The 24,225-nt window shown below is 35.5% G+C and carries 19 protein-coding genes and 1 riboswitch; of the genes, 1 reads left to right on the top strand and 18 read right to left on the bottom strand.

What is annotated here, in order from left to right; translation table 11 throughout:
* Positions 1 to 222 precede the first annotated feature (222 nt).
* The 10 genes from ACNQGX_RS08240 to ACNQGX_RS08195 form a co-directional block, all read right to left on the bottom strand.
* Positions 223 to 1,737, bottom strand: a complete 1,515-nt coding sequence (locus ACNQGX_RS08240; RefSeq protein ID WP_417975430.1) for an ATP-binding protein — start codon at positions 1,735 to 1,737, stop codon at positions 223 to 225.
* 82 nt (positions 1,738 to 1,819) lie between these two features.
* On the bottom strand, positions 1,820 to 2,209 hold the full coding sequence (locus tag ACNQGX_RS08235) for a DUF7793 family protein (protein ID WP_417975429.1): 390 nt from the start codon (positions 2,207 to 2,209) through the stop codon (positions 1,820 to 1,822).
* Positions 2,210 to 2,247: 38 nt separating this feature from the next.
* Positions 2,248 to 4,662 (bottom strand): aminotransferase class I/II-fold pyridoxal phosphate-dependent enzyme, encoded by a 2,415-nt coding sequence (locus ACNQGX_RS08230; RefSeq protein ID WP_417975428.1) that lies wholly within the window; start codon positions 4,660 to 4,662, stop codon positions 2,248 to 2,250.
* Positions 4,663 to 4,856: 194 nt separating this feature from the next.
* Positions 4,857 to 5,309 (bottom strand): D-aminoacyl-tRNA deacylase, encoded by a 453-nt coding sequence (gene dtd / locus ACNQGX_RS08225; RefSeq protein ID WP_417975427.1) that lies wholly within the window; start codon positions 5,307 to 5,309, stop codon positions 4,857 to 4,859.
* 36 nt (positions 5,310 to 5,345) lie between these two features.
* Positions 5,346 to 6,323 (bottom strand): ribosome small subunit-dependent GTPase A, encoded by a 978-nt coding sequence (gene rsgA / locus ACNQGX_RS08220; protein WP_131915438.1) that lies wholly within the window; start codon positions 6,321 to 6,323, stop codon positions 5,346 to 5,348.
* A 250-nt stretch (positions 6,324 to 6,573) separates the two neighbouring features.
* The gene (locus tag ACNQGX_RS08215) at positions 6,574 to 7,656 is read right to left on the bottom strand and encodes a bifunctional 3-deoxy-7-phosphoheptulonate synthase/chorismate mutase type II (protein WP_131991525.1); all 1,083 of its coding nucleotides are present in this window, start codon (positions 7,654 to 7,656) and stop codon (positions 6,574 to 6,576) included.
* 145 nt (positions 7,657 to 7,801) lie between these two features.
* On the bottom strand, positions 7,802 to 8,659 hold the full coding sequence (locus ACNQGX_RS08210; RefSeq protein ID WP_417975426.1) for a prephenate dehydrogenase: 858 nt from the start codon (positions 8,657 to 8,659) through the stop codon (positions 7,802 to 7,804).
* A 124-nt stretch (positions 8,660 to 8,783) separates the two neighbouring features.
* On the bottom strand, positions 8,784 to 9,929 hold the full coding sequence (locus ACNQGX_RS08205; RefSeq protein WP_417975425.1) for an aminotransferase class I/II-fold pyridoxal phosphate-dependent enzyme: 1,146 nt from the start codon (positions 9,927 to 9,929) through the stop codon (positions 8,784 to 8,786).
* A complete protein-coding gene (locus ACNQGX_RS08200) occupies positions 9,926 to 10,753 on the bottom strand; it encodes a prephenate dehydratase (protein WP_417975424.1) in 828 nt (275 codons plus the stop codon). Before ACNQGX_RS08200 ends, ACNQGX_RS08205 begins: the two co-directional genes overlap by 4 nt.
* Positions 10,754 to 11,116: 363 nt before the next feature.
* On the bottom strand, positions 11,117 to 12,364 hold the full coding sequence (locus ACNQGX_RS08195) for a dicarboxylate/amino acid:cation symporter (RefSeq protein WP_417975423.1): 1,248 nt from the start codon (positions 12,362 to 12,364) through the stop codon (positions 11,117 to 11,119).
* A 148-nt stretch (positions 12,365 to 12,512) separates the two neighbouring features.
* On the opposite strand from ACNQGX_RS08195, the gene gldA reads away from it, so the two are divergent.
* Positions 12,513 to 13,409 (top strand): gliding motility-associated ABC transporter ATP-binding subunit GldA, encoded by an 897-nt coding sequence (gene gldA, locus ACNQGX_RS08190; protein WP_417975422.1) that lies wholly within the window; start codon positions 12,513 to 12,515, stop codon positions 13,407 to 13,409.
* Between the two features lie 70 nt (positions 13,410 to 13,479).
* On the opposite strand, the gene metF is transcribed toward gldA, so the two are convergent.
* The 8 genes from metF to ACNQGX_RS08150 all read right to left on the bottom strand — a co-directional run bounded on the left by metF (position 13,480) and on the right by ACNQGX_RS08150 (position 24,172).
* A complete protein-coding gene (metF, locus tag ACNQGX_RS08185) occupies positions 13,480 to 14,436 on the bottom strand; it encodes a methylenetetrahydrofolate reductase [NAD(P)H] (protein WP_417975421.1) in 957 nt (318 codons plus the stop codon).
* Positions 14,437 to 14,518: 82 nt separating this feature from the next.
* The gene (metH, locus tag ACNQGX_RS08180) at positions 14,519 to 17,200 is read right to left on the bottom strand and encodes a methionine synthase (RefSeq protein WP_417975420.1); all 2,682 of its coding nucleotides are present in this window, start codon (positions 17,198 to 17,200) and stop codon (positions 14,519 to 14,521) included.
* 301 nt (positions 17,201 to 17,501) lie between these two features.
* Positions 17,502 to 17,780: a hypothetical protein gene (locus tag ACNQGX_RS08175; RefSeq protein ID WP_417975419.1), complete on the bottom strand. Its 279-nt coding sequence runs from the start codon at positions 17,778 to 17,780 to the stop codon at positions 17,502 to 17,504.
* Between the two features lie 69 nt (positions 17,781 to 17,849).
* On the bottom strand, positions 17,850 to 18,899 hold the full coding sequence (locus tag ACNQGX_RS08170; RefSeq protein ID WP_417975418.1) for a homocysteine S-methyltransferase family protein: 1,050 nt from the start codon (positions 18,897 to 18,899) through the stop codon (positions 17,850 to 17,852).
* 299 nt (positions 18,900 to 19,198) lie between these two features.
* Positions 19,199 to 19,318: riboswitch (SAM riboswitch) on the bottom strand.
* Positions 19,319 to 19,410: 92 nt separating this feature from the next.
* Positions 19,411 to 20,463, bottom strand: coding sequence for an NAD(P)/FAD-dependent oxidoreductase (locus ACNQGX_RS08165; protein ID WP_417975417.1), 1,053 nt, complete (start codon positions 20,461 to 20,463; stop codon positions 19,411 to 19,413).
* A 97-nt stretch (positions 20,464 to 20,560) separates the two neighbouring features.
* A complete protein-coding gene (locus tag ACNQGX_RS08160) occupies positions 20,561 to 21,199 on the bottom strand; it encodes a precorrin-2 dehydrogenase/sirohydrochlorin ferrochelatase family protein (protein ID WP_417975416.1) in 639 nt (212 codons plus the stop codon).
* 113 nt (positions 21,200 to 21,312) lie between these two features.
* The gene (cobA, locus tag ACNQGX_RS08155) at positions 21,313 to 22,089 is read right to left on the bottom strand and encodes a uroporphyrinogen-III C-methyltransferase (protein ID WP_417975415.1); all 777 of its coding nucleotides are present in this window, start codon (positions 22,087 to 22,089) and stop codon (positions 21,313 to 21,315) included.
* Positions 22,079 to 24,172, bottom strand: coding sequence for a nitrite reductase (locus tag ACNQGX_RS08150; protein ID WP_417975414.1), 2,094 nt, complete (start codon positions 24,170 to 24,172; stop codon positions 22,079 to 22,081). Before ACNQGX_RS08150 ends, cobA begins: the two co-directional genes overlap by 11 nt.
* Positions 24,173 to 24,225: the final 53 nt, after the last annotated feature.

Genomic DNA, 24,225 nt, shown 5'->3' with positions numbered 1-24,225 from the left:
ATATCGGCGCAAAAATACCTTTTTTTATCTTTTTACAAATCCATCTTCTACTTTTGGGATAATTATTCTATTTCGCAAACAAGCGTCTTCGAATTAAACATCAAACCCGCTTACATAAAATAACTAGATGTATCTTAAAAATATAGATGGAACAGCAAAAGTTAAAATCTATATTAATACAAATTGAATTATGTATTATATTTTTAATTCAAATAATGGCTGTTAAACATTAACTTCTTTATGAACCAATTCATTGATAACGTTATACAACTCCTCTGACTCGAAAGGTTTAGATAGATACCTTTCTATTCCTACAGAAGAACAAGCTTCGATAACAGAACCTGTCACAACTGCAGTTAATGCTACAATTGGAATGTTTTTTTTAATCTTATCTTCCAAATTACGGATGATCAAAGCAGCTTCATATCCATCCATTATTGGCATCATTATATCCATCAAAATAATATCAAAATTTTCATTAATAACTGCCTCAACTGCTAAGACTCCATTATCTACAGTAACACAATCGAAATTAAATTTTGAAAGCACTTTTTGCACCAAAATTTGATTAATCCGATTATCTTCTACTAAAAGAACTTTTATTTTTTCGTCTCTATTAATAGGAATGACTGATTTATCTTTATTTATAATTGATTTTGAACCAACTGAATTCAAATTCTCTTTACCAAAAGGTAAGTTTACTATAAATTTTGTGCCAACACCAAGTTTACTTTTTACCTGAATTTCGCCATTCATAATAGTGATAATTTTCTTGATGATAGTCAATCCTAATCCTGTACCACCATATTTTCTTGCTGTATCATTGCTTACTTGAATAAATGGATCAAAAATAGCATCTATCCTGTCTGATGGAATTCCTATTCCAGAATCTTGTACTGAGACTTTTATATGATGAAACCCTGCTTCTTCTTTATCAAACTTAATTTTTAATCTAATTTTTCCTTTTGTAGGGGTAAATTTAACGGCATTACTAATTAAATTAAATAATATTTGAGAAACTCGAATAGAATCGCCATTAAGTATTACAGGAACTTTTTTATCGATTGAAATTTTAAAATCCAGCCCTTTTTCCTGTATCTTAATAGAAAAAGTATCGCAAATCAGCTGGGTAAGTTTTGACAAATCGAAGGGTTTTTCATAGAGTGCAATTTGTCCCGATTCAATTTTTGCTAAATCCAAAATATCATTAATAATCACGAGAAGAATATCTCCTGACATCTTTATATAGCCTAATTGCTTTTTACTATCATCATCTAAAGAAGGATTTTTTAACAATAAATCCGTAAATCCCAAAACACCATTAAGTGGTGTACGAATTTCATGACTCATACTTGACAAGAATTCATCTCTTGCCATGGCTAATTGTTCAGAACGTTCCTTTTCCTCTACTAATTTTTTATTACTAGTTTCTAATAAATTTTTAGAAACCATAACTGCTTTTAATTCTTCAATATAGGTATTAAACCCCATACAGAAAACATCTAATTCATCCTGAGCATCTGAAATGGGTAAATAATTAAAAAAATCTCCGGCATAACAATTTGAAATATATTCAATGATAACATCAGTCCTTGTCTTTTTAGATTCAATCTTTTCAGCCAAGAAAAGTAATTCTTTATGAACATCATCTAAACTATTTCCAGTTGTAAGTTGTTCTTGAAACTCATCAATATTTATTGAACGAACCAAAGCTAATATTTCTTTCAGTCTAGTCATTTAATTTATCGTTTCATTTTATCTAACTAATTTACAACTTTTTTTAAGAAAAAGACTTCAAAAAGAGATAATTTAAAAATGATTAACCTCGTTCGTTTTTTTCCTTTAATTCTTTTAGCCAATTAATCGCATCATTTTTTTTTGTAAAACCTTTTAACGGAACTGTGGGTTTTTTCAATACCATAAATGCATTGAGAATAAATTTTGCAATATGAGAATTTAATATTGCCGCACATGCATATAAGTGTTCTTGCCCATTTTTTTCGGCATAATCGCGTGCATCTTTATCATACGATTTAATTCCATTAAAATCATAACACCAATATTGCTTCTTATCATCTGATATCTCATTGCGCAAATCAATTATTGCTTTTATGTTTTCAATAGTGCCATCAGTTGGTTTTTTAAATTGAGAATATAAAATATTATTTTCTATCCAAAATTTAATAAAATCATTTTCCACTTCTTTCATAGTCAACATTTATTTTTTGGTATCTTACTATTATTCAACTATATATTTGAATACGACTCAATTAATTCTAGGTTATATGTTTCATCTACTTTCAGATAAGCCCATGTAGGAACTGTCAAAGCTAAATATTTTTGCTTTTCAAAATCAGCGGTCAACCCTAAATAAGTAATTTTTTTATTTAGATCGTTTCCTCTTTTCACCATTTGAAACATGGCTTGCTTATATATATGATGCGTATTAATATAATCATAATCTAATCCAACGATCAAAGGACAATAATGATCATCACCAATATGACCAAAGATAACGGCAACTACTTGATCATTTTCTTTTAGACTAATTTCAATAAATTCCCATTCTTCGTATTTAGAAAGAATTTTAGCCATTTTTTGGGGATATTGAAAAAAGTTGAATGAGTAATTGGCATTTTTGACCTTTGTAAATAAATCAAAATATTGAATTGCCTCCTCATCTGTTATTTGATTTTTGATTTTAATATCAAACTTATCAAGATGTCTGATAGCATATTGTTTAATGTTATCTCGTTTTTTACTAGATTTTATTAGTGCCATCAAATCATCGGTGGTTTCCCACTTAGAATTCTTAATGACATTGGTGTTTGGCATTCGTATTTTCGCATACCCCTCATCTTCTATTATTTGGCTTAAAACATTACCTTCTTCAAAATCTCTAAAAATAACTGCTGTCGCATCAATGTCTTTTTTCACTTTTGAAACAAAATCAAATAAATGATTAACTGAATTTCTCCATTCAGGGTGTTCAATGTCTACATAAATAAAATCACCTTCACAAAATAGAGAACCCATTGCTAATGTTTTTGAGCATAGGTAGTAAGGGTCATCCTTACGCACATCTTCTATTTGTTTTGACACATTTTCTTGTGCTACCATATCATCTTTATAAATAGCCCCCGTGAAAAATGTAGACAATACTAATTTACCTTCCTTGTCTTTAACTACAATGTAATGAAAACTCCAATTCTCTTCTAGTTTCTCATTATTGGAAAAAATTTCTTCCATAGATTGCATTCCTGAATGGGTAATGTTTCCTCTATCTTTAAACATCAAATTCCAATTCTCAGCATTTATGTCATGTATTGTTGCATATTCTTCGACAACTAAGCTCGAATTATTTATTGGGTCAATTAGTAAATTGTTTTCATTTTTCTGCAAACGATATCCAAACTCTTTATACACTCTTTCAACACTACCCCCTTCTTCTTCAATAGCCTTGGGTAAATGATACCCCATTGCATCGGTAAATAAGTCAATATCAGCTTTTGTGTTGTGGCGAGTCAATGTAAATCGCAAACCTGATTTATCGTTAGGAACCACCGGAAATACAGCTGTGTTTACATAGATTCCTTCTTCCAAAATTCGATGAACAAAATTACGTGTTACTTTATTTAACCCACTCCCAATAAAATAAATAGGGGAATCAGGAGAAGAAATATTCGTGAGATTTTTTTCTTTCAATCTCATATTCATGTAATTCATCAATTCTTTTAATTCTGATTGATACGTATAAATATCGTTGGATAGATGAATTTTTGCAGAAGCTATTGCTGCTCCTACATTTGCAGGAGATAATGGGTGAGAATAACTTAACGGTCCTCCAAAAATATCCGTTCTTCGATACATTTCAGGATCCGCAAAAATGGCCGTTCCTCCAACACAGCCAAAACCTTTGGCAAGTGTTGATATTAAGACAATACGTTCATTAATCCCCAATCGATCGTAAATATACCCTGCTCCATTTTTTCCATCCCAGCCCATCCCATGTGCATCATCAAAATATAAATGTAGTTTCGGGTATTTATCAAGCAAATTTTTTAAAATAGTTGTATCTGGTAAATCGCCATGCATCGAATAAACACCATCCGCCATATACCAAATGCGGTTGTATTTATTGTAGTTTTCACGAATCATTTCCTCTAACATTTCATAATCAGAATGTCTGACCATTTTTACTTCTGTCCCTTGTAATTTTGTGTTTTTACAAGGAAATTGCACGCTAAAGTGCACTTGTTGATCGAGTATTATTAAATCTTCCGATTTGATAATTGTGGCGATAACAGAAATATGCGCATTTGAAGTTGAAGTATAGCAGATAACTTTATTACCATCAAATATTTGAGACATTAACTCCTCTAACTCCTGAATGTAAGTGGGACGGATGTATGCCCTAGACATGGATAATTGCGTACCAAATTTCTTTGTCAATTCCATTGAATTGGCTATTACGTCAGGATGCATTTCCAAGCCCAAATAACCACATGTTCCAAAATTTATTAAATCTCTCCCTTTAATAGTAAATTTTTTACCATTAAAACTTTGTTCTTCAGAATTAATATGCATGATCCCTTTTTCTTTCGCAGAGGTCCAAACATTATCAACAACGTCTAAGTAATTGTTATGGTTTATTTTTGCCATAATTCGAGATATATTAAGTTACTAATAGATTGAGGGGGGAATCTTAACTTTAATCGTCTCAAAAGTAAGCAATTAAATACAATTTAAAAAGTAGATATTCCGTTAAAAAAACAGAAAAAGTTGAGCAAAAGTAAATCGGGTAATATTTTTAAATAAAAAGCCCCATCAGGGATAGTCATATTGGACTAAAACAATTATTCCTTGTTTTTACTATCAATGATTATGGTTACCGGGCCATCATTCAATAAAAGTACTTTCATATCCGCGCCAAAGATGCCAGTTTGTACTTTTTTACCAACTTCTTTCTCCATCTGAATTACAAAATTCTCGTATAATGCAATGGCAACTTCTGGTTTTGAAGCTTTTATATAAGAGGGACGATTCCCTTTTTTGGTAGAAGCATGCAATGTAAATTGACTTACCACAATAATATCTCCGTCAATATCTTTAACCGATAAATTCATGACATGATTTGCATCGTCAAAAATGCGAAGATTTGCAATTTTACCAACTAACCAATTACTGTCTTCCTGCGTATCGGTATCTTCTATTCCCACTAAGATCAATAAACCTTTTTGGATATCGACTACAATTTTATTATCGATGGTTACGGAGGCTGAGGAAACTCTTTGAAGGACGATTTTCATTTTTGAAATTGAAATTAATTTTTGAAATTGCTATTGTTATTCCCTCGTTTTATCACTGATTATTCTATCTTCATTATGAATATCAGTACGATAATGTTCATCGTCTCCTTCCAGAATTTTAAGATAACTTCTATAACGTGACCAAGCGATTTCGTCTTTTTCTAATGCGGCTTTGATAGCGCAATGCGGTTCGTCTTTATGCAAACAATTATTGAATTTACACTGATCTTTCAATTTAAAAAACTCAGGAAAATAACCACTCACTTCTTCTTTTTCCATGTCTACAATTCCAAAACCTTTGATACCTGGCGTATCGATGATTCTGGCATTAAAAGACAAATCATACATTTCGGCAAAAGTCGTTGTATGCTGCCCTTGTTTACTTGCTTCGGAAATCGTTTTTGTTTTTAAATGTAGAGAAGGTTCCATGGCATTTACCAAAGTTGATTTTCCAACACCGGAATGCCCGGAGAACATACTCACTTTGCCAATCATCATTTCTTTCAACTCCTCAATTCCTTTCATTTCAGTAGAAGAAACGCGTAAACATTTGTATCCAATTTCCTGATATACATGCTGCATGTACAATTGTTCGTCAAGCGTAGCGTCGTCAAAAGTATCTATTTTATTAAAAACCAGTATCGTTTCAATTCCATACGCTTCGGCAGTAACCAGAAAACGGTCAATAAAATTAAAAGTTGTTGGCGGATTATTAATGGTAACTAACAAGAAAACCCGATCAATATTAGACGCAATAATATGCATCTGATGGGATAAATTCACTGATTTACGTACGATATAATTTTTCCTGTCGTGAATTTTATAAATAGTTCCCGTAACGGTATCTGATGTTTCTTCGAGTTCATAATCCACAATATCACCAACAGCAATAGGATTGGTGCTTTTGATTCCTTTAATTCGGAATTTCCCTTTCATACGGCATTCGATAAAATCACCTTGTTCGGATTTTACCGTGTACCAACTTCCTGTAGATTTGTATACTAGTCCTGTCATTTTTTAATTTACAATTTATGAATTCGGTTTTTTGATTTAAAACCTTAGACTTTGCAAAGGTAATTCTTTGTTTTAGGTTTGAAGTTCAAAGTTTAAAGTTTTTCACTTTGAATAACATTACTCCTAACAACAAATAGAAAATCCCCACAACTTTTTTGACAAAAGCTGTGGGGATTGTTTAGTCATGAATACAGATCCCAAAGGTTAATCCAGTACTGCGTTCGCTTAACTTATAACCTCTAATTCAAATTTATGCGTTCAATACTTTTTCTTGGTGACCAATACTTTCTTGGTGAATCGCTTTGAACATTTTTAGCACAAACTCTTCAGTCAATCCTTTTTTCTCCCCTTCCAAAATCATTTTTCCTAGAATTTCGTTCCAACGGTTGTTTTGCAATACAGCAACGTTCGCGTCTTTTTTCACCTGACCTATTTCGTCAGCTACTTTCATACGTTTTCCTAATAAATCCAATAAGTTTTCATCCAAAATATCGATATTCGTTCTCAATTTTTTCATTTTTTGAGTAAACTCATCCGACATATCATCTACTTTTCTTACTTTCAAATCAATAAAAATTTGTTTCAAAGCGGTTGGAGTCACTTGTTGTGCAGCGTCACTCCAAGCATTGTCCGGATCGTAATGTGTTTCGATAATCATACCATCATAATTCAAATCTAATGCTTCTTGCGTTACTTCAAGAATCATGTTACGGTCTCCTGTAATGTGTGAAGGGTCAATGATCAAAGGCAAATCAGGGAATTTGTTTTGCAATTCGATCGCAATTTGCCATTCTGGAATATTTCTGTATTTTGTTTTTTCGTAAGTAGAAAAACCTCTGTGAATTACCCCTAATTTTTCGATACCAGCATTGTACAAACGCTCAACACCACCCAACCACAAAGACAAATCTGGATTTACCGGATTCTTAACCAATACGATTTTTTTAGTTCCTGCTAAAGCATCTGCGATTTCTTGCATTGCAAATGGGTTTACTGTCGTTCTGGCACCAATCCACAATACATCGATATCATATTCCAAAGCCAATTTTACGTGAGCAGCATTTGCAACCTCAGTACCCATTAGCAATCCTGTTTGTTCTTTAGCCTTTTTCAACCACTTCAAACCTATTTCTCCTACTCCTTCAAATCCTCCCGGACGCGTTCTAGGTTTCCAGATTCCTGCTCTAAAAACACTTACATCTGAATCTTTCAATTCATGTGCAATTTTCAATACTTGTTCTTCAGTTTCAGCACTACAAGGTCCTGCGATCACAAATGGATGAGTCAAATTGAATTCATTCAACCAATTTCTCATTTCTTTCTTGTTTTCCATCTTTTCTAAATTTTTCCCCACCCCAGCCCTCCCCGAAAGGGAAGGAGCCATAAATGGATAATTGTTACTATTTAATTATTTTATTATGTGTTGTTCTTCTTTTTGAAACTGTTTTCTGAGACTGCGCCTGTCTACTGAAAACGGTCTACTTTTTTACATTAATTCCGTTTAATATTTCTTTTATTTTATTGACACTTTGCATTTCATTATAAATCGCATCGTAATCTTCCTTTTCTAATAATTCTTTAAATTTTGATAAATTCGAAATGTATTCATCCAGTGTTTCCACAACCTGTTTCCTGTTTTGTTTAAAAATAGGCGTCCACATTGCTGGGGAACTTTTGGCCAAACGAACCGTACTTTCAAAACCGGAACCTGCCATATCAAAAATATCCTGTTCATCTTTCTCTTTATTGATTACCGTTTTTCCAAGCATAAAGGCACTGATATGTGATAAATGCGACACATAAGCAATGTGTTTGTCATGTGATTTTGGATCCATGTAACGGATTCTCATTCCCATTTCTTTAAACAAATCCAATGCTTTTTCCTGTAACTTAAAAGTCGTTTTCTCTACTTCACAAATAATATTGGTTTTCCCTTGAAACAATCCTTTTATCGCTGCTGAAGGTCCTGAAAACTCCGTTCCTGCAATAGGATGCGTGGCAATAAAATTCCTTCTTTTAGGATGATTGGCAACCGCTTCGCAAATAGGTGTTTTTGTTGAACCTACTTCAAAAACAATCGTAGTATCACCAATAACATCCAATACTTTTGGCAAAACAATCAGCGCTACATCAACCGGAACCGAAACGATTACAAAGTCTGCATCAACTAAATCATCAAAAGTAGCGCCCGCATCAACAACTCCTAATGCAATTGCTTCCTGTAAATGGCTTTCATTAGTATCAATTCCATAAATTTTGGCATCCGGATGCAGCGTTTTAATGTCCAATGCTATCGAACCTCCAATTAATCCTATTCCAATTACGTATATTTTCATTTTTTATTCAATTTCAATGTCAATTGCAAAAATCAATGTCAATGTCAAAAATTAATACGGACAAATCTAAATCCCTCTTTACTAGCTTCGGCTCCCCCTCCTTCGGAGGGGGTTGGGGGGAGGACTAAATTCTCTCTATCGCCTCTTGTACTTTTTCTTCTTTTACACAAAGTGCAAATCGTATGTATCCTTCTCCATTAGAACCAAAAATGGTTCCTGGTGTAATAAAAATAGATTTGTCATATAAAATTTCATCAATGAATTTCTCTGCTGATGTAATTCCGTCCGGCAATTTTGCCCAAACAAATAATCCAACCCCTTCTTTATATACTTTACATCCTAATTTCTCAGCCAGTTGTTCGGTAAGAATTCTGCGTTTTCTATAAATAGCATTCATCGATTCAAACCAGGTCTTGTCGCTTTTCAAAGCTTCAATTGCACCTTTTTGAATCCCGTAAAACATTCCGCTGTCCATGTTGCTTTTCACTTTTAGTACGGCATCAATACAAGCTGCATTTCCTAAAACCATTCCAACTCTCCAGCCTGCCATATTGAAGGTTTTACTCAAAGAATTCAATTCTAAAGCCACTTCTTTGGCTCCTTCTACTTGCAACAAACTCATCGGATTGTCATTCAAAACAAAACTATACGGATTGTCATTGACTAATAATATCTGATGTTTTTTGGCGAAAGCCACCAATTTTTCAAATAACTGTAAACTTCCTCTTGCTCCTGTTGGCATGTGCGGATAACCAATCCACATGATTTTCACTTTTGATAAATCCAATTTTTCCAAAGCTTCAAAATCCGGTTCCCAGTTATTTACTTCTTTTAAATCGTAATAAACTGGAACTGCTCCTACTAAATTAGTCACCGAAGTATACGTGGGATAGCCTGGATTTGGAATCAAAACGTGATCTCCTTCATTCAAAAAAGCCAGTGAAATATGCATAATTCCTTCTTTGGAACCCATCAAAGGCAAAATTTCGTTAGCTGGATTCAATGCTACTTGAAAGTTGTTCTGATAAAAATCAGCCATTCCTTGTCTCAATTCCGGCACCCCTTGATAACTTTGGTATTGATGCGCATTTTCATCTTGCATGGCTAGAACCACTGCATCAATCACCGCTTGTGAAGGCTGCAAATCAGGGCTTCCAATTCCCATATTGATGACTGGCTTTCCTTCTGAAGCCAGTTGTCTTACTTCTCTTAACTTGGATGAAAAATAGTATTCTTCAATTATATCCAGACGTTTCGCTGTATTAATCATGGTTTTGTGTTTTTATATTCGCCTAAAACTTTAAAATATTCTGCCATAATCGCTAATAATGCTTTGGCTTTGGCATAATCTTCATATTCTTCAAAAGTGACATCTACAAAAAAAGAATATTTCCACGGCGTTTCTATTTTTGGCAAGGATTGTATCTTGGTCAAATTCAATTTGCAGTCACTCATAACATTCAGAACTGCTGCCAAACTGCCTCGTTTATGATCCAGTTCGAATTTAATAGAAGCCCTGTTAATTTCTTTTTCTGCCACAAATGAATTCTCTTTTTTCAGAATTACAAATCGAGTCATATTATTATTAATCGTTTGTATTTCTGGGAACAAAATTTCTAAATCATACAATTCCGAAGCTGTTTTACTCGCAATTGCTGCAATTCCTTTCAATTGTTTTTCGTGTATTCTTCGTGCTGTTTCGGCAGTATCCTTGTCTTCAACTAATTTTATGTTTGGGTATTTTTTCAAGAATTCCATGCATTGTAATAGTGCCATAGGATGTGAATGTACTTCCTGAATATCTTCTATTTTTTGACCTTTTAGTGCCATTAAATTCTGATGAATATTCAAATAATGCTCTCCTATAATGTGCAAATTATTTTTATCTATCAAAGCGTAATTTGGTATTATCGGCCCTGCAATAGAGTTTTCTATCGCCATAACCGCCTGATCTGACTTCCCTGATAACAAGCTGTCAACCAACTCTTCAAACGATAAACATTCATCAACAGCTACATTCTGATTGAAATATTCCTGTGCCACCTGATGATGAAAAGAACCCGTTATGCCTTGTATTCCAATTATTTCATTCATTTTACAAACTTTTAAGCAAAAAAAAATCCCGATTTGCATCGGGATTGTATATTTATAGTATCAATTTAATTTTATAATTAAATAACCATACAACAATCCCTTTCCACTTTCCAGAAGAAATAATAAGAGTTGCTAAAATAAAATCGGTTATTCAACATGATGTTGTTTTTTGTATTAATTTCTATGCAAATGTAGAACATATTTTAACCCAACCAAAAAAAACATTTGATTATATGTAACAAAAAAAGAATTCTTTGTGAAAACTACTTTTTATTACAAAATACCTAAAAAAGAGACTTCTAACCTACCGCTTATTACCGATTTCTAAATGCGTTTTTCAACTAATTCCAACTCAAAAAGCTTTTAAGCGGTTAAATTCGCCGAAAGCCATTTTTTTCCTTCCGCAATTCGGGTTACTACCATTGCCGAAACCAAATCGCCATTCGCATTCAATAATGTTGCCATAGGATCAACCAAAGTCCCCACTATCATCGCGGCTGGCAAGGCTTGTTCCATAGGAAATCCATAAACGGTTATCGCCAGAATTTCTCCTATATAACCTCCATTTGGAATTCCGCCCTCGACTACCGAAACAATTACAGTAATTCCTAAAGCCATTAGTAAGGTATTCGGATCAGTGAAATCTTTGCCAAACATGGCGAAAATAACCGCAATTTTTATAATGGACGACATACTCGAACCATCTTTGTGCAAAGGCGCGCCCAACGGAATAACTACATTCCTGATATGACTCGGGATATTCATTTGTTCCGCGCCTTCCAAATTGGCAGGAATTGTCGCAATGCTGCTGCAGGTTCCCAGTGCCGTTAATGAAGGCGTAATATTATTTTTCCAAAATACTTTAAATCCTAATTTTCCTCCAGCGATAAAAGCGTACAAACTAAAAAATACGACAAAGTAAAAAGCACAAACTGCATAATAAAGTCCCAACGGTTTTGCATAAGCGCCAAATAATTGCGGTCCAAAAATTCCAACCTGATACGCAAAATAAGCACCCAAACCTATTGGAGCTGTTTTCATGATTATGTGCAACAATTGTTTCATCACTTCATTTCCTGAATTCAAGAACCTACTGAAATCTTTCCCTTTTTCACCCGAATGCAAACTGGCAAATCCTATTAAAAAAGAAAATATAATGAGCGCCAACATATTTTTACGAGACAACAATTCAAAAAAGTCATTTGCAGTAAGCAACTGGGTAATTTGTGAACCCGCAGAACTTTCCTGAATGCTTTCTAATGGAATTTTGGAAATGATAATGTCTTGCTGAATGGGAAATAACAACACACCAACAATCATCAAAATGGCCGAAATCAATACTGTACTTAAAAACACGCCAATGACAATTACAAACAATTTTCCAAGTTTCTCTGATTTTTCTAAATTGGCAATCGAAGATGCAATCGTAAAAAATATCAATGGAATGATTGCTGTAAACAATAAATTCAGAAATATATCACCCAAAGGTTTAATCACTTCTACTCCTTTTCCAAAAACTAAACCTAATATACTTCCTGCCAGAATACCGCCAAGTAGCAATAAAATACTTTTGTAGTTTTTCAAGAAACTGCCCGACTGTGTATTTTTCATATTTATATAGTTTATGGTAAATATATAAATCTAAAATAGAATATCATCTCGCTTTGTAAAACTTTGAAAAAGGTCTTTTTAGCTATTGGGCTACAAAAAACAATAAATCAATACTTTTTCTGTTTACTTTTGCAACAAATAAAATTCCATGTCAATAGAAGTTAATAATATATCCAAAAGCTACGGTGCCCAAAAAGCACTGGATAACATTTCATTTTCCATTAATAAAGGAGAAATAGTTGGTTTTTTAGGTCCAAACGGAGCCGGGAAATCGACTTTAATGAAAATATTGACAACGTATATTAATGCCGATGAAGGTTCAGCAATCGTAAATGGAAATGATGTAAACACCCAACAAAAAGCCGTTCAACTTTCCATTGGTTATTTACCGGAACACAATCCATTGTATTTGGACTTGTATGTGAGAGAATATTTGGCTTTTAACGCTGATGTGTACAAAGTAGCTAAATCCAGGATCGATGAAGTAATTCAATTGACAGGTTTAAGTGCCGAAAGTCATAAAAAAATAGGACAATTGTCCAAAGGATATCGCCAACGAGTAGGTCTTGCCAATGCGTTATTACACAATCCCGATGTTTTGATTCTGGACGAACCAACAACTGGTTTAGATCCGAACCAATTGATGGAAATTCGTAATGTGATTAAAAACGTGGGAAAAGACAAAACCGTTTTCCTTTCTACACATATTATGCAGGAAGTCGAAGCCATTTGTGACCGCGTTATTATCATCAATAACGGTAAAATTGTTACCGATAAAAAACTGGACAACTTAATTTCTGAAGATGCAGTACAAGTTATCGAAGTAGAATTTGATTATAAAGTCGAAGAACAATTAATTGCTAAAATCGAAAATCTTTCTTCCTATAAAAATACGCACGACATGATTTGGGAACTAACCTTTAAAGCCGACAAAGACATGCGCCCAGCCGTTTTTGATTTTGCCAATGCAAACGGTTTGAAAACGCTGCAACTGAATCAGAAAAATAAAAACTTGGAGGCCGTATTTAGGGAGATTACGAAGTAGTTTACAACTAAAAAAAACTCGTTTAAAATGAATTTAAACGAGCTTTTTTTTTATGAAATACGATTGGAAATTAAAAAACCTTACTTGCGATTTGTCTAATATTCTCTGATTTTCCCATGGAATAATAATGCAAAACGGGAACACCGGCTGCTTTAAGTTCCAACGATTGTTGGATTGCCCATTCAATTCCTACTTGTCTGATGTCTGCATTATTTTTACACTGATCCACGGCATGAATTAAATCTTCCGGCAAATCGATTCTGAAAATCTGAGGTAATATCTGCAAATGTCTTTGTACAGCAATGGGTTTGATTCCGGGAATAATAGGAACCGTAATTCCCATTTCTCTGGCTTTGGCAACAAATTCGAAATATTTTGCATTGTCAAAAAACATTTGAGTCACCACATAATCGGCACCCGCATCTACTTTTTCTTTCAATCTTTTTAAATCAGATTGTAATGACGGAGATTCCAGATGTTTTTCTGGATAACCCGCAACTCCAATACAAAAATTGGATTTGTTGTCCACCTCCATTACATCATGCAAGTATTTACCGTTATTCAATTGATTGATTTGTTTTACCAAATCGACTGCAAAATCATTCCCTCCTTGTTTTGGAATAAAATATTGTTCGTCCTTCATGGCATCACCACGCAAAGCCATCACATTATCAATTCCCAGATAATGACAATCGACCAATAAATACTCCGTTTCTTCTTTGGTGAAACCTCCACAAAGTACATGCGGAATAGTGTCTACATTGTATTTGTGTTTTATGGAAGCGCAAATTCCCAGTGTCCCAGGGCGCATTCTGGTCAGTCTTTTGTCTAATAAGCCGTTGCCTTTGTCAATATAAATAAACTCTTCGCGAGAAGTGGTCACATCGATAAAAGGAGGTTTGAACTCCATCAACGGATCAATATTGTCGTATAATTCCTGAATACTTTTTCCCTTTTGTGGCGGAATAATCTCAAACGAGAATAATGTTTTCTCTTTTGCGTCTTCTATATGTTGTGTTACTTTCATTGTAAAATTATGAATTATAAATTATGAGTCATGAGTTGAGAAATCTGAAATCAACATTCGTTAATCAACAATCATAAATCAATTAATCTGCTATATTCGGATTCAACCATTTCATCGCCACTTCTGTCGAAACGCTTCTTCGTTTGGCGTAATCGATGACTTGGTCTTCTTTTATTTTTCCGAGCCCAAAATACTTACTCTCGGGATTTCCAAAATAATATCCAGAAACCGATGAAGCGGGCCACATTGCCATACTCTCTGTTAAGGTCACCCCAATTTCTTTTTCTACATTTAATAATTTCCAAATGGTTGGTTTTTCTAAATGGTCGGGACAAGCCGGATAACCTGGTGCGGGACGAATACCTTTATAAACTTCATCAATCATTGCCTCGGTAGTTAAAGCCTCATCGGCTGCGTAACCCCAAATTTCTTTTCTTACTTTTTCATGCAAATATTCGGCAAAGGCTTCCGCAAAACGATCCGCCAATGCTTTAACCATAATCGAATTATAATCGTCCAAATCCTTTTCGAATTCAGCCGCCCATTCATCTACACCAAAACCGGTCGTCACACAAAATGCACCCATATAATCGGTTTTACCGCTGTCTTTTGGAGCAATAAAATCAGATAAAGCGATATTTGGAGCGCCTTTCGTTTTTTGTGATTGCTGACGCAACGTCAAGAATTTCTCTAATACTTTTCCGTTTTCATCGCTCAATTCTATGTCATCATCGTTGACTTGATTGGCTGGGAAAATTCCGTAAATTCCTTTGGCAGTCAGTTTCTTTTCTCTCAAAATTACTTTCAACATTTCTTGCGCATCCGCAAAAACCGAAGTGGCTTGTTCTCCTACAACCTCATCCGTTAAAATCGCTGGATATTTTCCAAACAATTCCCAAGTTCTAAAAAACGGAGTCCAGTCGATATACGGAACCAAAACATCCAAATCGACTTCGATGGTTTGTTCTCCAATTATATTTGGTTTTACAGGAGTAAAATTCTCCCAATCCAATTGCAATTTATTTTTACGAGCTTGCTCAATGGTCAAGAAATTTTTGTCGCGCGAACGGTTCAAAAACGTCTCTCTAAAAGCATCATACTCTGCTCTAATGTCACTTGCGTATATTTTTTTATCCTTGTTCAATAAACTTCCAGCAACCGTTACGGCTCTCGAAGCATCATTTACGTGAATAACCGTTTCTCTATATTGTGGTGCAATTTTCACGGCTGTATGCGCCCGCGAAGTCGTTGCTCCGCCAATCATTATTGGAATTTTAAGCCCTCTTTTATCTAATTCCTTGGCGAGATAAACCATTTCGTCTAGTGACGGTGTGATTAATCCGCTCAATCCAATAATATCTACGTTGTGTTCTATGGCCGCTGCAATAATTTTTTCGGGAGGCACCATTACGCCCAAATCTACAATCTCATAATTATTACACGCAAGCACCACGCTTACAATGTTTTTACCAATATCGTGTACATCTCCTTTTACGGTTGCCATCAGGATTTTTCCATTCCCTTGTTTGTCTCCAGCCTGTTTACTCGCTTCAATATAAGGCAACAAATAGGCCACCGCTTTTTTCATTACACGAGCCGATTTTACCACTTGCGGCAAAAACATTTTACCCGAACCAAATAAATCCCCAACAACATTCATTCCTGTCATTAGGTTGATTTCGATAACTTCGATGGGTTTTATAGCAGCCAATCGAGCTTCTTCAACATCAATTTCTATAAACGCATCTACACCTTTTACTAATGAGTGCGTAATTCGCTCTTGAACCGTTCCCGAACGCCATTCTTGAACCGCTTTTTCATTGCTTTTTACATCTCCTTTTACATTTTCGGCAAAGTCCAACAGTCTTTCGGTGGCATCATCGCGTCTGTTTAGAATTACATCTTCAACGTGTTCCAAAAGGTCCTTTGGAATTTCGTCATAAATAGAAAGCATCTCCGGATTCACGATTCCCATCGTCATTCCGTTTTGGATCGCGTGGTACAAAAACACCGAGTGCATGGCTTCCCGAACCGTGTCATTTCCTCTAAATGAGAATGAAACGTTACTTACACCTCCGCTAATGTGTGCGTGTGGCAAATTTTCCCGAACCCATTTGGTTCCTCTAAAGAAATCCAAAGCATTCAGGCGGTGTTCTTCCATACCTGTCGCCACTGGAAATATATTCAAATCGAAAATAATATCCTGTGGAGGAAAACCAACTTTGTTTACCAAAATATCATACGAACGTTGGCAAATTTCTACTCGACGTTCGTAATTATCGGCTTGCCCCACCTCATCAAAAGCCATAATAATTGCCGCAGCTCCGTAGCGTTTAATCAATTTGGCGTGATGAATAAATTGTTCTTCCCCTTCTTTCAATGAAATAGAATTTACGACACTCTTTCCCTGAACCACTTTCAGACCCGCCTCGATAATATCCCATTTCGAGCTGTCAATCATTATCGGAACTCTAGAAATATCAGGTTCCGCAGCGATTAAATTCAGGAATTTTGTCATAGCATATTCACCATCAAGCATTCCTTCATCCATATTAATATCGATGATTTGTGCGCCTCCTTCAACTTGTTCTTTAGCTATGCTGAGTGCTTCTTCGTATTTTTCTTCCTTGATTAATCGAAGGAATTTTCTAGAACCTGTCACATTGGTTCGTTCGCCAATGTTTACAAAAACGCTGTTTGGCGTAATGATTAAAGGCTCTAATCCTGATAATACAAGGTTTCTTCTAATTTCTACTTGTGCCATTTTTGTTTTATTTGCTCCTGCAAGGTTTTAGAAACCTTGTAGGTTTAATCTTTTTATTTCTCATTATTTTGGGCGTGCCCCAAAGGTCGGCTATTCGCTATATCTTTTGTTCCGCTATCGCTCCACAAAAGGATGCCGCTACTATCCCTCACGCAAGACCCTGCTTACCATTATATTTTTTATCTACAATCAACGGAATAAATTCCGTTGCTACAAAATGTATAGTTCCTATGGAACTCGTATGTTGCTGGCGCGAGCGTCCCGCTCGTGCCTTTCTAAATTATTTTTTTTCAAAATCTTTTTACCTGCCTTTGTTTGAGGTCACGAGCGGGACGCTCGCGCTAGCTGGGGAATTAGCAATTGGTTGAAAAGTAAACTTTCCTAAATCAGGATGGTCACATTCTATTTTTGAAAATTGTTCATTTGTAATATTGATTGCTCCCTCAAATTTGTCACCTCGTTCTTTTTCTGTTGACTTTTGAAAATCAACAATAGCACCAAATCTCATTTGTCCTTTTTCAATTAATTTTTCTAAATTCTCTTTTCTTCCAAATTTTATTAAACAAAATAGATTATTCATTTATCTAGATTTTAAGGTTTATTTGTTTTCGAAAAATTACCTAATCCGTGCATATTTCTTATTTATCCATTACATCACCGCAGTCGAAACTCTTGGCTTATAATCCTTCGCTATATCAGCGATCAACTTGATATGCTCCGGGGTTGTTCCGCAACAACCACCTATGATGTTTATTAAATTATCGTCCAAATATTCTTTGATGAATGCCTGCATTTGTTCGGGTGTTTCGTCATACTCTCCAAACGCATTTGGTAATCCTGCATTTGGATGTGCCGATACATTGAACGAAGTATTTTGCGCCAATGTTTGCAAGTACGGTTTCAATAAATCGGCTCCCAAAGCACAATTAAAACCTACGCTCAACAACGGAATGTGCGAAACAGAAATCAAAAAAGCTTCTACCGTTTGACCCGAAAGTGTTCTTCCTGATGCATCGGTTATCGTTCCAGAAACCATGATGTGAATATCGATATTGCGTTCGTCTTTGACTTCTTCAATCGCGAAAAGGGCTGCTTTTGCATTTAAGGTGTCAAAAATAGTTTCCACCAATAATAAATCACAACCACCGTCCATTAAAGCTTCTACTTGCTGTTTGTAGGCAATACGTAAATCATCGAAAGTTACGGCTCGGTAACCTGGATCATTTACATCTGGCGACATACTCGCTGTTCTGTTTGTTGGTCCTATTGAACCCGCCACAAAACGAGGTTTATCTGGATTTTTGGCTGTAAATTCATCTGCTACTTCACGGGCGATTCTTGCCGATTCGTAGTTGAGTTCGTAAACATATTCTTCCAGATAATAATCGGCCATACCGATGGTGGTTCCAGAAAAAGTATTGGTTTCTACGATATCAGCTCCCGCTTCAAAATAGGCAGCGTGAACATCACGAATCGCTTTAGGCTGTGTGAGCGACAACAAATCGTTATTCCCTTTGAGAGAATGCGGAAAATCCTTGAAACGTTCGCCTCGGAAATCTTCTTCCGAAAAATTGTAGCGTTGCAACATGGTTCCCATTGCTCCATCGAGCACGAGTATTCTCTTTTTTATTTCTTCTTGAATTGTCCCCCTAACCCCCGAAGGGGGAACTCCTAAACTATCTTTTGAAATGCTTGACATAACTTTTTATTTCTTGTAAATCTCGATATGTATCGGGATTTATACTTTTGATTAATAATTACAAAAGTTCACTATTTTAGCTCTTTAGCCCCGATTGCAGCGGTATCCTTTTTTTTATTTTACCCTGTCAGGGTTTTAAACCCTGACAGGGTAAAATAAAAAAAAGATATAGCGTAAAGCGGGAACGGTATTGGCAGAAAAACGCCAATTGTTCGCTCCTGATACTGAAATTAATTCAGTAAGCTAAATATCGATATGTTGTCAAGAAAAGGTTTGAGAAATACTAAGTGAGTATTCGTGTGTTATCTATCTTAGATACTGAAACTAGTTCCGTATAAAGTAGAATGTAGCACCTTCTTTAAAGATAAAGGGTTGCTAAGGTTTCATTGGGTCTTTCCCTCCGCCTTTCGTGATAACTTTCAATAAATATATGAACAGTGCAAAGTAAAGACATAGCGCTAATACTTGCAAGTATTAGCGCTATATTTTTTAACTAGTTTGTGTTAAGTTGTTAAACTATGGCTTTCACCACGGCTTTTGGAGCCTCTTTACGGGTTCCGTCAAACCCGTCAACACCAGAAACTGTAGTATATTTCAATACATATTTCTTGCCCGGATTGATGATTTGGTACGCTGCCTGACACATTAATGTCGCTTCGTGGAATCCGCAAAGGATCAACTTTAATTTTCCTGGATAGGTATTTACGTCACCAATGGCAAAAATCCCCGGAATATTCGTTTGATAATCCAATGCATTATTTACTTTGATAGCATTCTTTTCGATTTCTAATCCCCAGTCTCCGATAGGACCTAATTTTGGAGTTAATCCAAAAAGAGGAATAAAATAATCGGTAGGAATGGTTCTGTGTGCTCCATTCTCCTCAATGTCAATTGATTCTAAATGTTCAGCTCCATTCAAACCAACTACTTCTGCCGGCGTAATCATTTTTATTTTCCCTAAGTTCTTTAATTCCTGTACTTTTTCTACCGAATCTAAAGCACCTCTAAATTCATTTCTACGGTGAATTAAAGTTACCTCAGAAGCTACATTCGACAAGAAAATACTCCAGTCTAAAGCTGAATCACCACCTCCGGCGATTACTACTCTTTTGTCCCTGAATTTTTCCGGATTTTTGATGAAATACTTGATTCCTTTGTCTTCGTAAAATTCGATGTCTTCGATCAATGGTTTTCTTGGTTCAAAACTTCCCAAACCACCAGCAATCGCTACAACCGAAGCATGAAATCTTTTCCCTTTATTTGAGGTTACGATGAAACTTCCGTCTTCTTGTTTTTCGATTGTTTCGGCACGTTCTCCCAGCGTGAATCCCGGCTCAAACTGCTTGATTTGCTCCATTAAATTATCAACCAAATCACCCGCCAATACTTCAGGAAATCCTGGAATATCATAAATAGGTTTTTTTGGATATAATTCAGATAATTGTCCGCCGGCTTGTGGCAAGGCATCTAAAATATGACATTTTAATTTTAACAATCCTGCTTCAAAAACTGCAAATAAACCTGTCGGTCCGGCTCCTATTATAAGTATGTCTGTTCTAACCATTTTATTTATTGTTTGTAATCATTCTTAATAAGTACAAATAAACGAATTATTATTATACATTTATATGATTTATATCATTCATTTATTTGTGACTGTTCTATTCTTTATTTTTTAATGCTTCTGTAATTTCATTCATTTTCTGCACTTTTTCTTCGAAATTTCCTTTCAAGGTTTTGCGATATTCATTTAGGTTTTCGACCATTTTGTTGATATCGTCCGGGATTATTTCTTCGAAAAACTCCCGTAATCTTTTGGCTGTTGTAGGTGATTTTCCGTTTGTCGAAATCGCAATTTTTACATTTCCTTTGGTTACAATACCGCCCAAATAATAATCACATAAATCTGGCGTGTCAGCAATATTGCAAATCAAATATCTTTTTCTGGAGAAATCAAACACTCGTTTATTGACTTTCAAATCATCGGTACAGGCAATAACCATGTGCCTTTTCTTCAACATTTTTTTCTTGAACTTGGCTTTAGTCAATTTCACCGAAGGATGTTTTTCAACCAACTCTTCCAATTCTGGCAAAAACTTTGGTGCCACCACCTCAACATTTGCATTTGGACTGGATTTTAGCATAAATGATAACTTTTCTAAACCCACATTTCCTCCGCCTACAATAAGCACATTGAGGTTGTGTAGTTTTAAAAAAATAGGATATAATTCGTTCCTCCCCCCAGCCCCCTCCGAAGGAGGGGGTGACTTTACGGAGTTTCGTTCGTTAATAGTTTCCATTTTATTTTCATTTTTATCGGATTAAAATCTGACGCTAGATAATCATCATCGGATTGAAATCTCCCGAATCTTCGGAATCACAATATGTAACACTCCTATGGAGTTCTCTTGCTTTATCTACTGATTTCTTTAGACAAAAATTCTTCGTAAAATCCTTTCAACTTATTGCTTTCTTTAACCACTTCTCCAATAACAATTATTGCCGGCGAACTTAATTTGTTCTCCGTGACAACCTGTTGAATTGTATCTATAGTCCCAACGCCTATTTTTTCATCTGGCATAGTTCCGTTTTGAATGATCGCTACGGGAGTTTCCCCTTTGGATTCCTTTTGAAACAAGGCAATAATTTGTTCCAATTTGCTCATCCCCATCAAGATTACCACTGTTGCCGAAGACTGTGCTGCCAAGGCAACATCGTTCGATAATTTCCTAGCGGAGGTCGTGCCGGTTATTACCCAAAAACTTTCGGACACTCCTCTTTTGGTCAAAGAAATCCCTTGATAAGCGGGAACTGCAATGGATGAAGAGATCCCAGGAATAACAAAGGTAGGGATTCCAAAGCTTTCTACATACTCTATTTCTTCGCTTCCTCGTCCAAATATAAATGGATCACCGCCTTTTAATCGAACCACATTTCCATACGTAAGCGCATTATCCACAATCAACTGATTGATTTGATCTTGTGAATATTCATGACAGCCTTTTCTTTTTCCAACAAATATTTTTATGGATTTCTTTGGCGCATAAGTCAAGATTTCCTCATTAGCCAAAGCATCATACAAAACCACTTGAGCTTCGGCAAGTGCTTTTGCGCCTTTGATGGTAAGCAAATCAGGATCTCCCGGACCTGCTCCAACTAAGGTTACGAATGGTTTTACTTTATTTCTCATCTGCTAAATCTTTTGCTCTATACGATTCTATATTTTCAAAAAAGGCTGCTGCTTCTTGAATGTATTTTTGTGCAAATTCCCCCGAAGGTTCATTTTGGTTGATTTGATATACCAAATCTCTTAACGAAGACTCCAATACAATTTTATTGGTTTCAATAAAAACAGTATCAAACAAATCGATAATTCCAGCGTGATTATTGGTCTTTTGATTTTCGGCAAGCAATAATGCTTTGGCACCATTTACAAAACCTGCATAAGCCAAATAAATAGCATCAGCCCATTTCTTATCTTCAAAAGCTTCTTGAGCAAACGTTAATTTATCTTTAGCTTCAAATAATAATGTAGCCACTAAGTCAATTACAACACCGGCACATTCTCCAACTCCAACCGCTTTTACATAGTTATCGGCATTTCCCCAATCTACGAAATCAGCTTCGGTCAAATTAGTTACATCTGCTAATGGTTTCAAAAACTCATAGAAATATTTCTCTCCTTTGGCATCATAATAATTCAAGAATGATTGTCCGTTTCCGTTCGCTTCAAAATCATTTAAGATGAAACGCAACGCATCAGGTCCTCTTCTGCTTGGAATTTTGATCACTTTATCCGAAAATCTTCCTGATCCATTTCCTAAATTTCCACCACCTAATAATACTTGAAGCGCTGGAGCAACTAGTTTTCCTGCATTAATTGACATTCCTTGGAAACCAATTTCGGCCATATTGTGTTGTCCACAAGCATTCATACAACCACTGATTTTAATCGTGATTTCTTGATTGTTGCTGTATTGTGGATATTCTGTTTCCAAAACTCTTTCCAGTTCTACTGCAATTCCGGTGCTGCTTGCAATCCCAAGATTACACGTATCCGTTCCCGGACAAGCGGTGATATCGGCTGTGGAATTGTATCCTAAATCAACAAAATTAAGCTTAGCCAATTCTTGGTAGAAAAATGGTAAATCTTCTTCTTTTACATGACGTATCAGAATATCTTGTCTCAACGTAAAACGCAATTCATTAGCACCATAATTTTTGATTAAATCGGCTAATAATCTTGCTTTGTCTGTATAAAAATCTCCTAAAAGTACCTTAATACCAATAGCAACATATCCTGCTTGTTTCTGAGAAAAAACATTTGATTTTTTCCAAGCTTCGAAAGCAACTGTGTCTTCAATTACTACTTTTGGTGCCACCAATAAAGGAGCAGGAATTTCTCCTTCAAAAGCAGTCGTATCGATTTCGACCGTTTGGTATGACAAGGCTTTTTTCTCTTCTTCCACCAATCGCAAAAACTCGTCTCTCCCAATATCTTTGATTAGGAATTTCATACGTGCTTTCAATCGTTTGGCTCTTTCTCCGAAACGATCAAATATTCTTAGAACGCCTTCGGTTGTTGGGATAATTTGGTTTACCGGAATAAACTCCGACAATAATTCGGCATGACTTGGTTGAGAACCTAATCCTCCACCAAGCATTACTTTAAAACCTCTTTCGCCGTTTACCACTTTTGGAATAAATCCTAAATCGTGTAAATAACTCAACGCCGTATCTTTATCTGAAGAAGAAAATGACATTTTGAATTTACGTCCCATTTCTTGACACACTGGATTTCTCAAGAAAAATTGAAACAAAGCGTGTGCATAAGGCGATACATCAAAAGGTTCATCTAAATCGATACCAGCTGTTTCACTAGCCGTAATATTTCTCACGGTGTTTCCACAAGCTTCTCTCAAGGTAACATCATCTTTCTCTAATTCAGCCCAAAGTTCAGGAGTTCTGTCTAAACTTACATAGTGAATTTGAATATCCTGACGCGTTGTAATGTGTAAACGCCCAGTTGAATATTCATCTGAAACTTTACAAATACGGTGCAATTGTTCACTTGTTACTTTACCAAAAGGCAGTTTGATACGAATCATTTGAACGCCTTCCTGACGCTGACCGTACACACCTCTTGCTAAACGAAGACTACGAAAACGTTCGTCATCGATTTTCCCGTCACGGAATAAAGCAATTTTTCTTTCTAAATCGATAATGTCTTTTTGAACAATCGGATCTTCTATTTCGGTTCTAAAACTTTGCATTTTGTATGGTTTTAGGCTATTAGCATTGGCTCCTAGCTGTTAATCGATATCTT

Origin of the sequence: Flavobacterium glycogeni, assembly GCF_048286775.1 — a bacterium.
Taxonomy (GTDB): Bacteria; Bacteroidota; Bacteroidia; order Flavobacteriales; family Flavobacteriaceae; genus Flavobacterium.
Note: the sequence above shows the minus strand (reverse complement) of the source record. Positions and strands in the feature narration are given on the sequence as shown.

Excerpts from the sequence above, each read along its gene's own strand:
- dtd (WP_417975427.1), bottom strand. The coding sequence starts at position 5,309 with ATGAAAATCGTCCTTCAAAGAGTTTCCTCAGCCTCCGTAACCATCGAT.
- ACNQGX_RS08165 (WP_417975417.1), bottom strand. The coding sequence starts at position 20,463 with ATGGTTAGAACAGACATACTTATAATAGGAGCCGGACCGACAGGTTTA.
- ACNQGX_RS08175 (WP_417975419.1), bottom strand. The coding sequence starts at position 17,780 with ATGAATAATCTATTTTGTTTAATAAAATTTGGAAGAAAAGAGAATTTA.
- ACNQGX_RS08235 (WP_417975429.1), bottom strand. The coding sequence starts at position 2,209 with ATGAAAGAAGTGGAAAATGATTTTATTAAATTTTGGATAGAAAATAAT.
- ACNQGX_RS08210 (WP_417975426.1), bottom strand. The coding sequence starts at position 8,659 with ATGAAAATATACGTAATTGGAATAGGATTAATTGGAGGTTCGATAGCA.
- ACNQGX_RS08205 (WP_417975425.1), bottom strand. The coding sequence starts at position 9,929 with ATGATTAATACAGCGAAACGTCTGGATATAATTGAAGAATACTATTTT.
- ACNQGX_RS08170 (WP_417975418.1), bottom strand. The coding sequence starts at position 18,899 with ATGTCAAGCATTTCAAAAGATAGTTTAGGAGTTCCCCCTTCGGGGGTT.
- metF (WP_417975421.1), bottom strand. The coding sequence starts at position 14,436 with ATGAAAGTAACACAACATATAGAAGACGCAAAAGAGAAAACATTATTC.
- metH (WP_417975420.1), bottom strand. The coding sequence starts at position 17,200 with ATGGCACAAGTAGAAATTAGAAGAAACCTTGTATTATCAGGATTAGAG.
- ACNQGX_RS08240 (WP_417975430.1), bottom strand. The coding sequence starts at position 1,737 with ATGACTAGACTGAAAGAAATATTAGCTTTGGTTCGTTCAATAAATATT.
- gldA (WP_417975422.1), top strand. The coding sequence starts at position 12,513 with ATGTCAATAGAAGTTAATAATATATCCAAAAGCTACGGTGCCCAAAAA.
- rsgA (WP_131915438.1), bottom strand. The coding sequence starts at position 6,323 with ATGACAGGACTAGTATACAAATCTACAGGAAGTTGGTACACGGTAAAA.
- ACNQGX_RS08160 (WP_417975416.1), bottom strand. The coding sequence starts at position 21,199 with ATGGAAACTATTAACGAACGAAACTCCGTAAAGTCACCCCCTCCTTCG.
- ACNQGX_RS08215 (WP_131991525.1), bottom strand. The coding sequence starts at position 7,656 with ATGGAAAACAAGAAAGAAATGAGAAATTGGTTGAATGAATTCAATTTG.
- ACNQGX_RS08200 (WP_417975424.1), bottom strand. The coding sequence starts at position 10,753 with ATGAATGAAATAATTGGAATACAAGGCATAACGGGTTCTTTTCATCAT.
- ACNQGX_RS08195 (WP_417975423.1), bottom strand. The coding sequence starts at position 12,364 with ATGAAAAATACACAGTCGGGCAGTTTCTTGAAAAACTACAAAAGTATT.
- cobA (WP_417975415.1), bottom strand. The coding sequence starts at position 22,089 with ATGAGAAATAAAGTAAAACCATTCGTAACCTTAGTTGGAGCAGGTCCG.
- ACNQGX_RS08230 (WP_417975428.1), bottom strand. The coding sequence starts at position 4,662 with ATGGCAAAAATAAACCATAACAATTACTTAGACGTTGTTGATAATGTT.
- ACNQGX_RS08150 (WP_417975414.1), bottom strand. The coding sequence starts at position 24,172 with ATGCAAAGTTTTAGAACCGAAATAGAAGATCCGATTGTTCAAAAAGAC.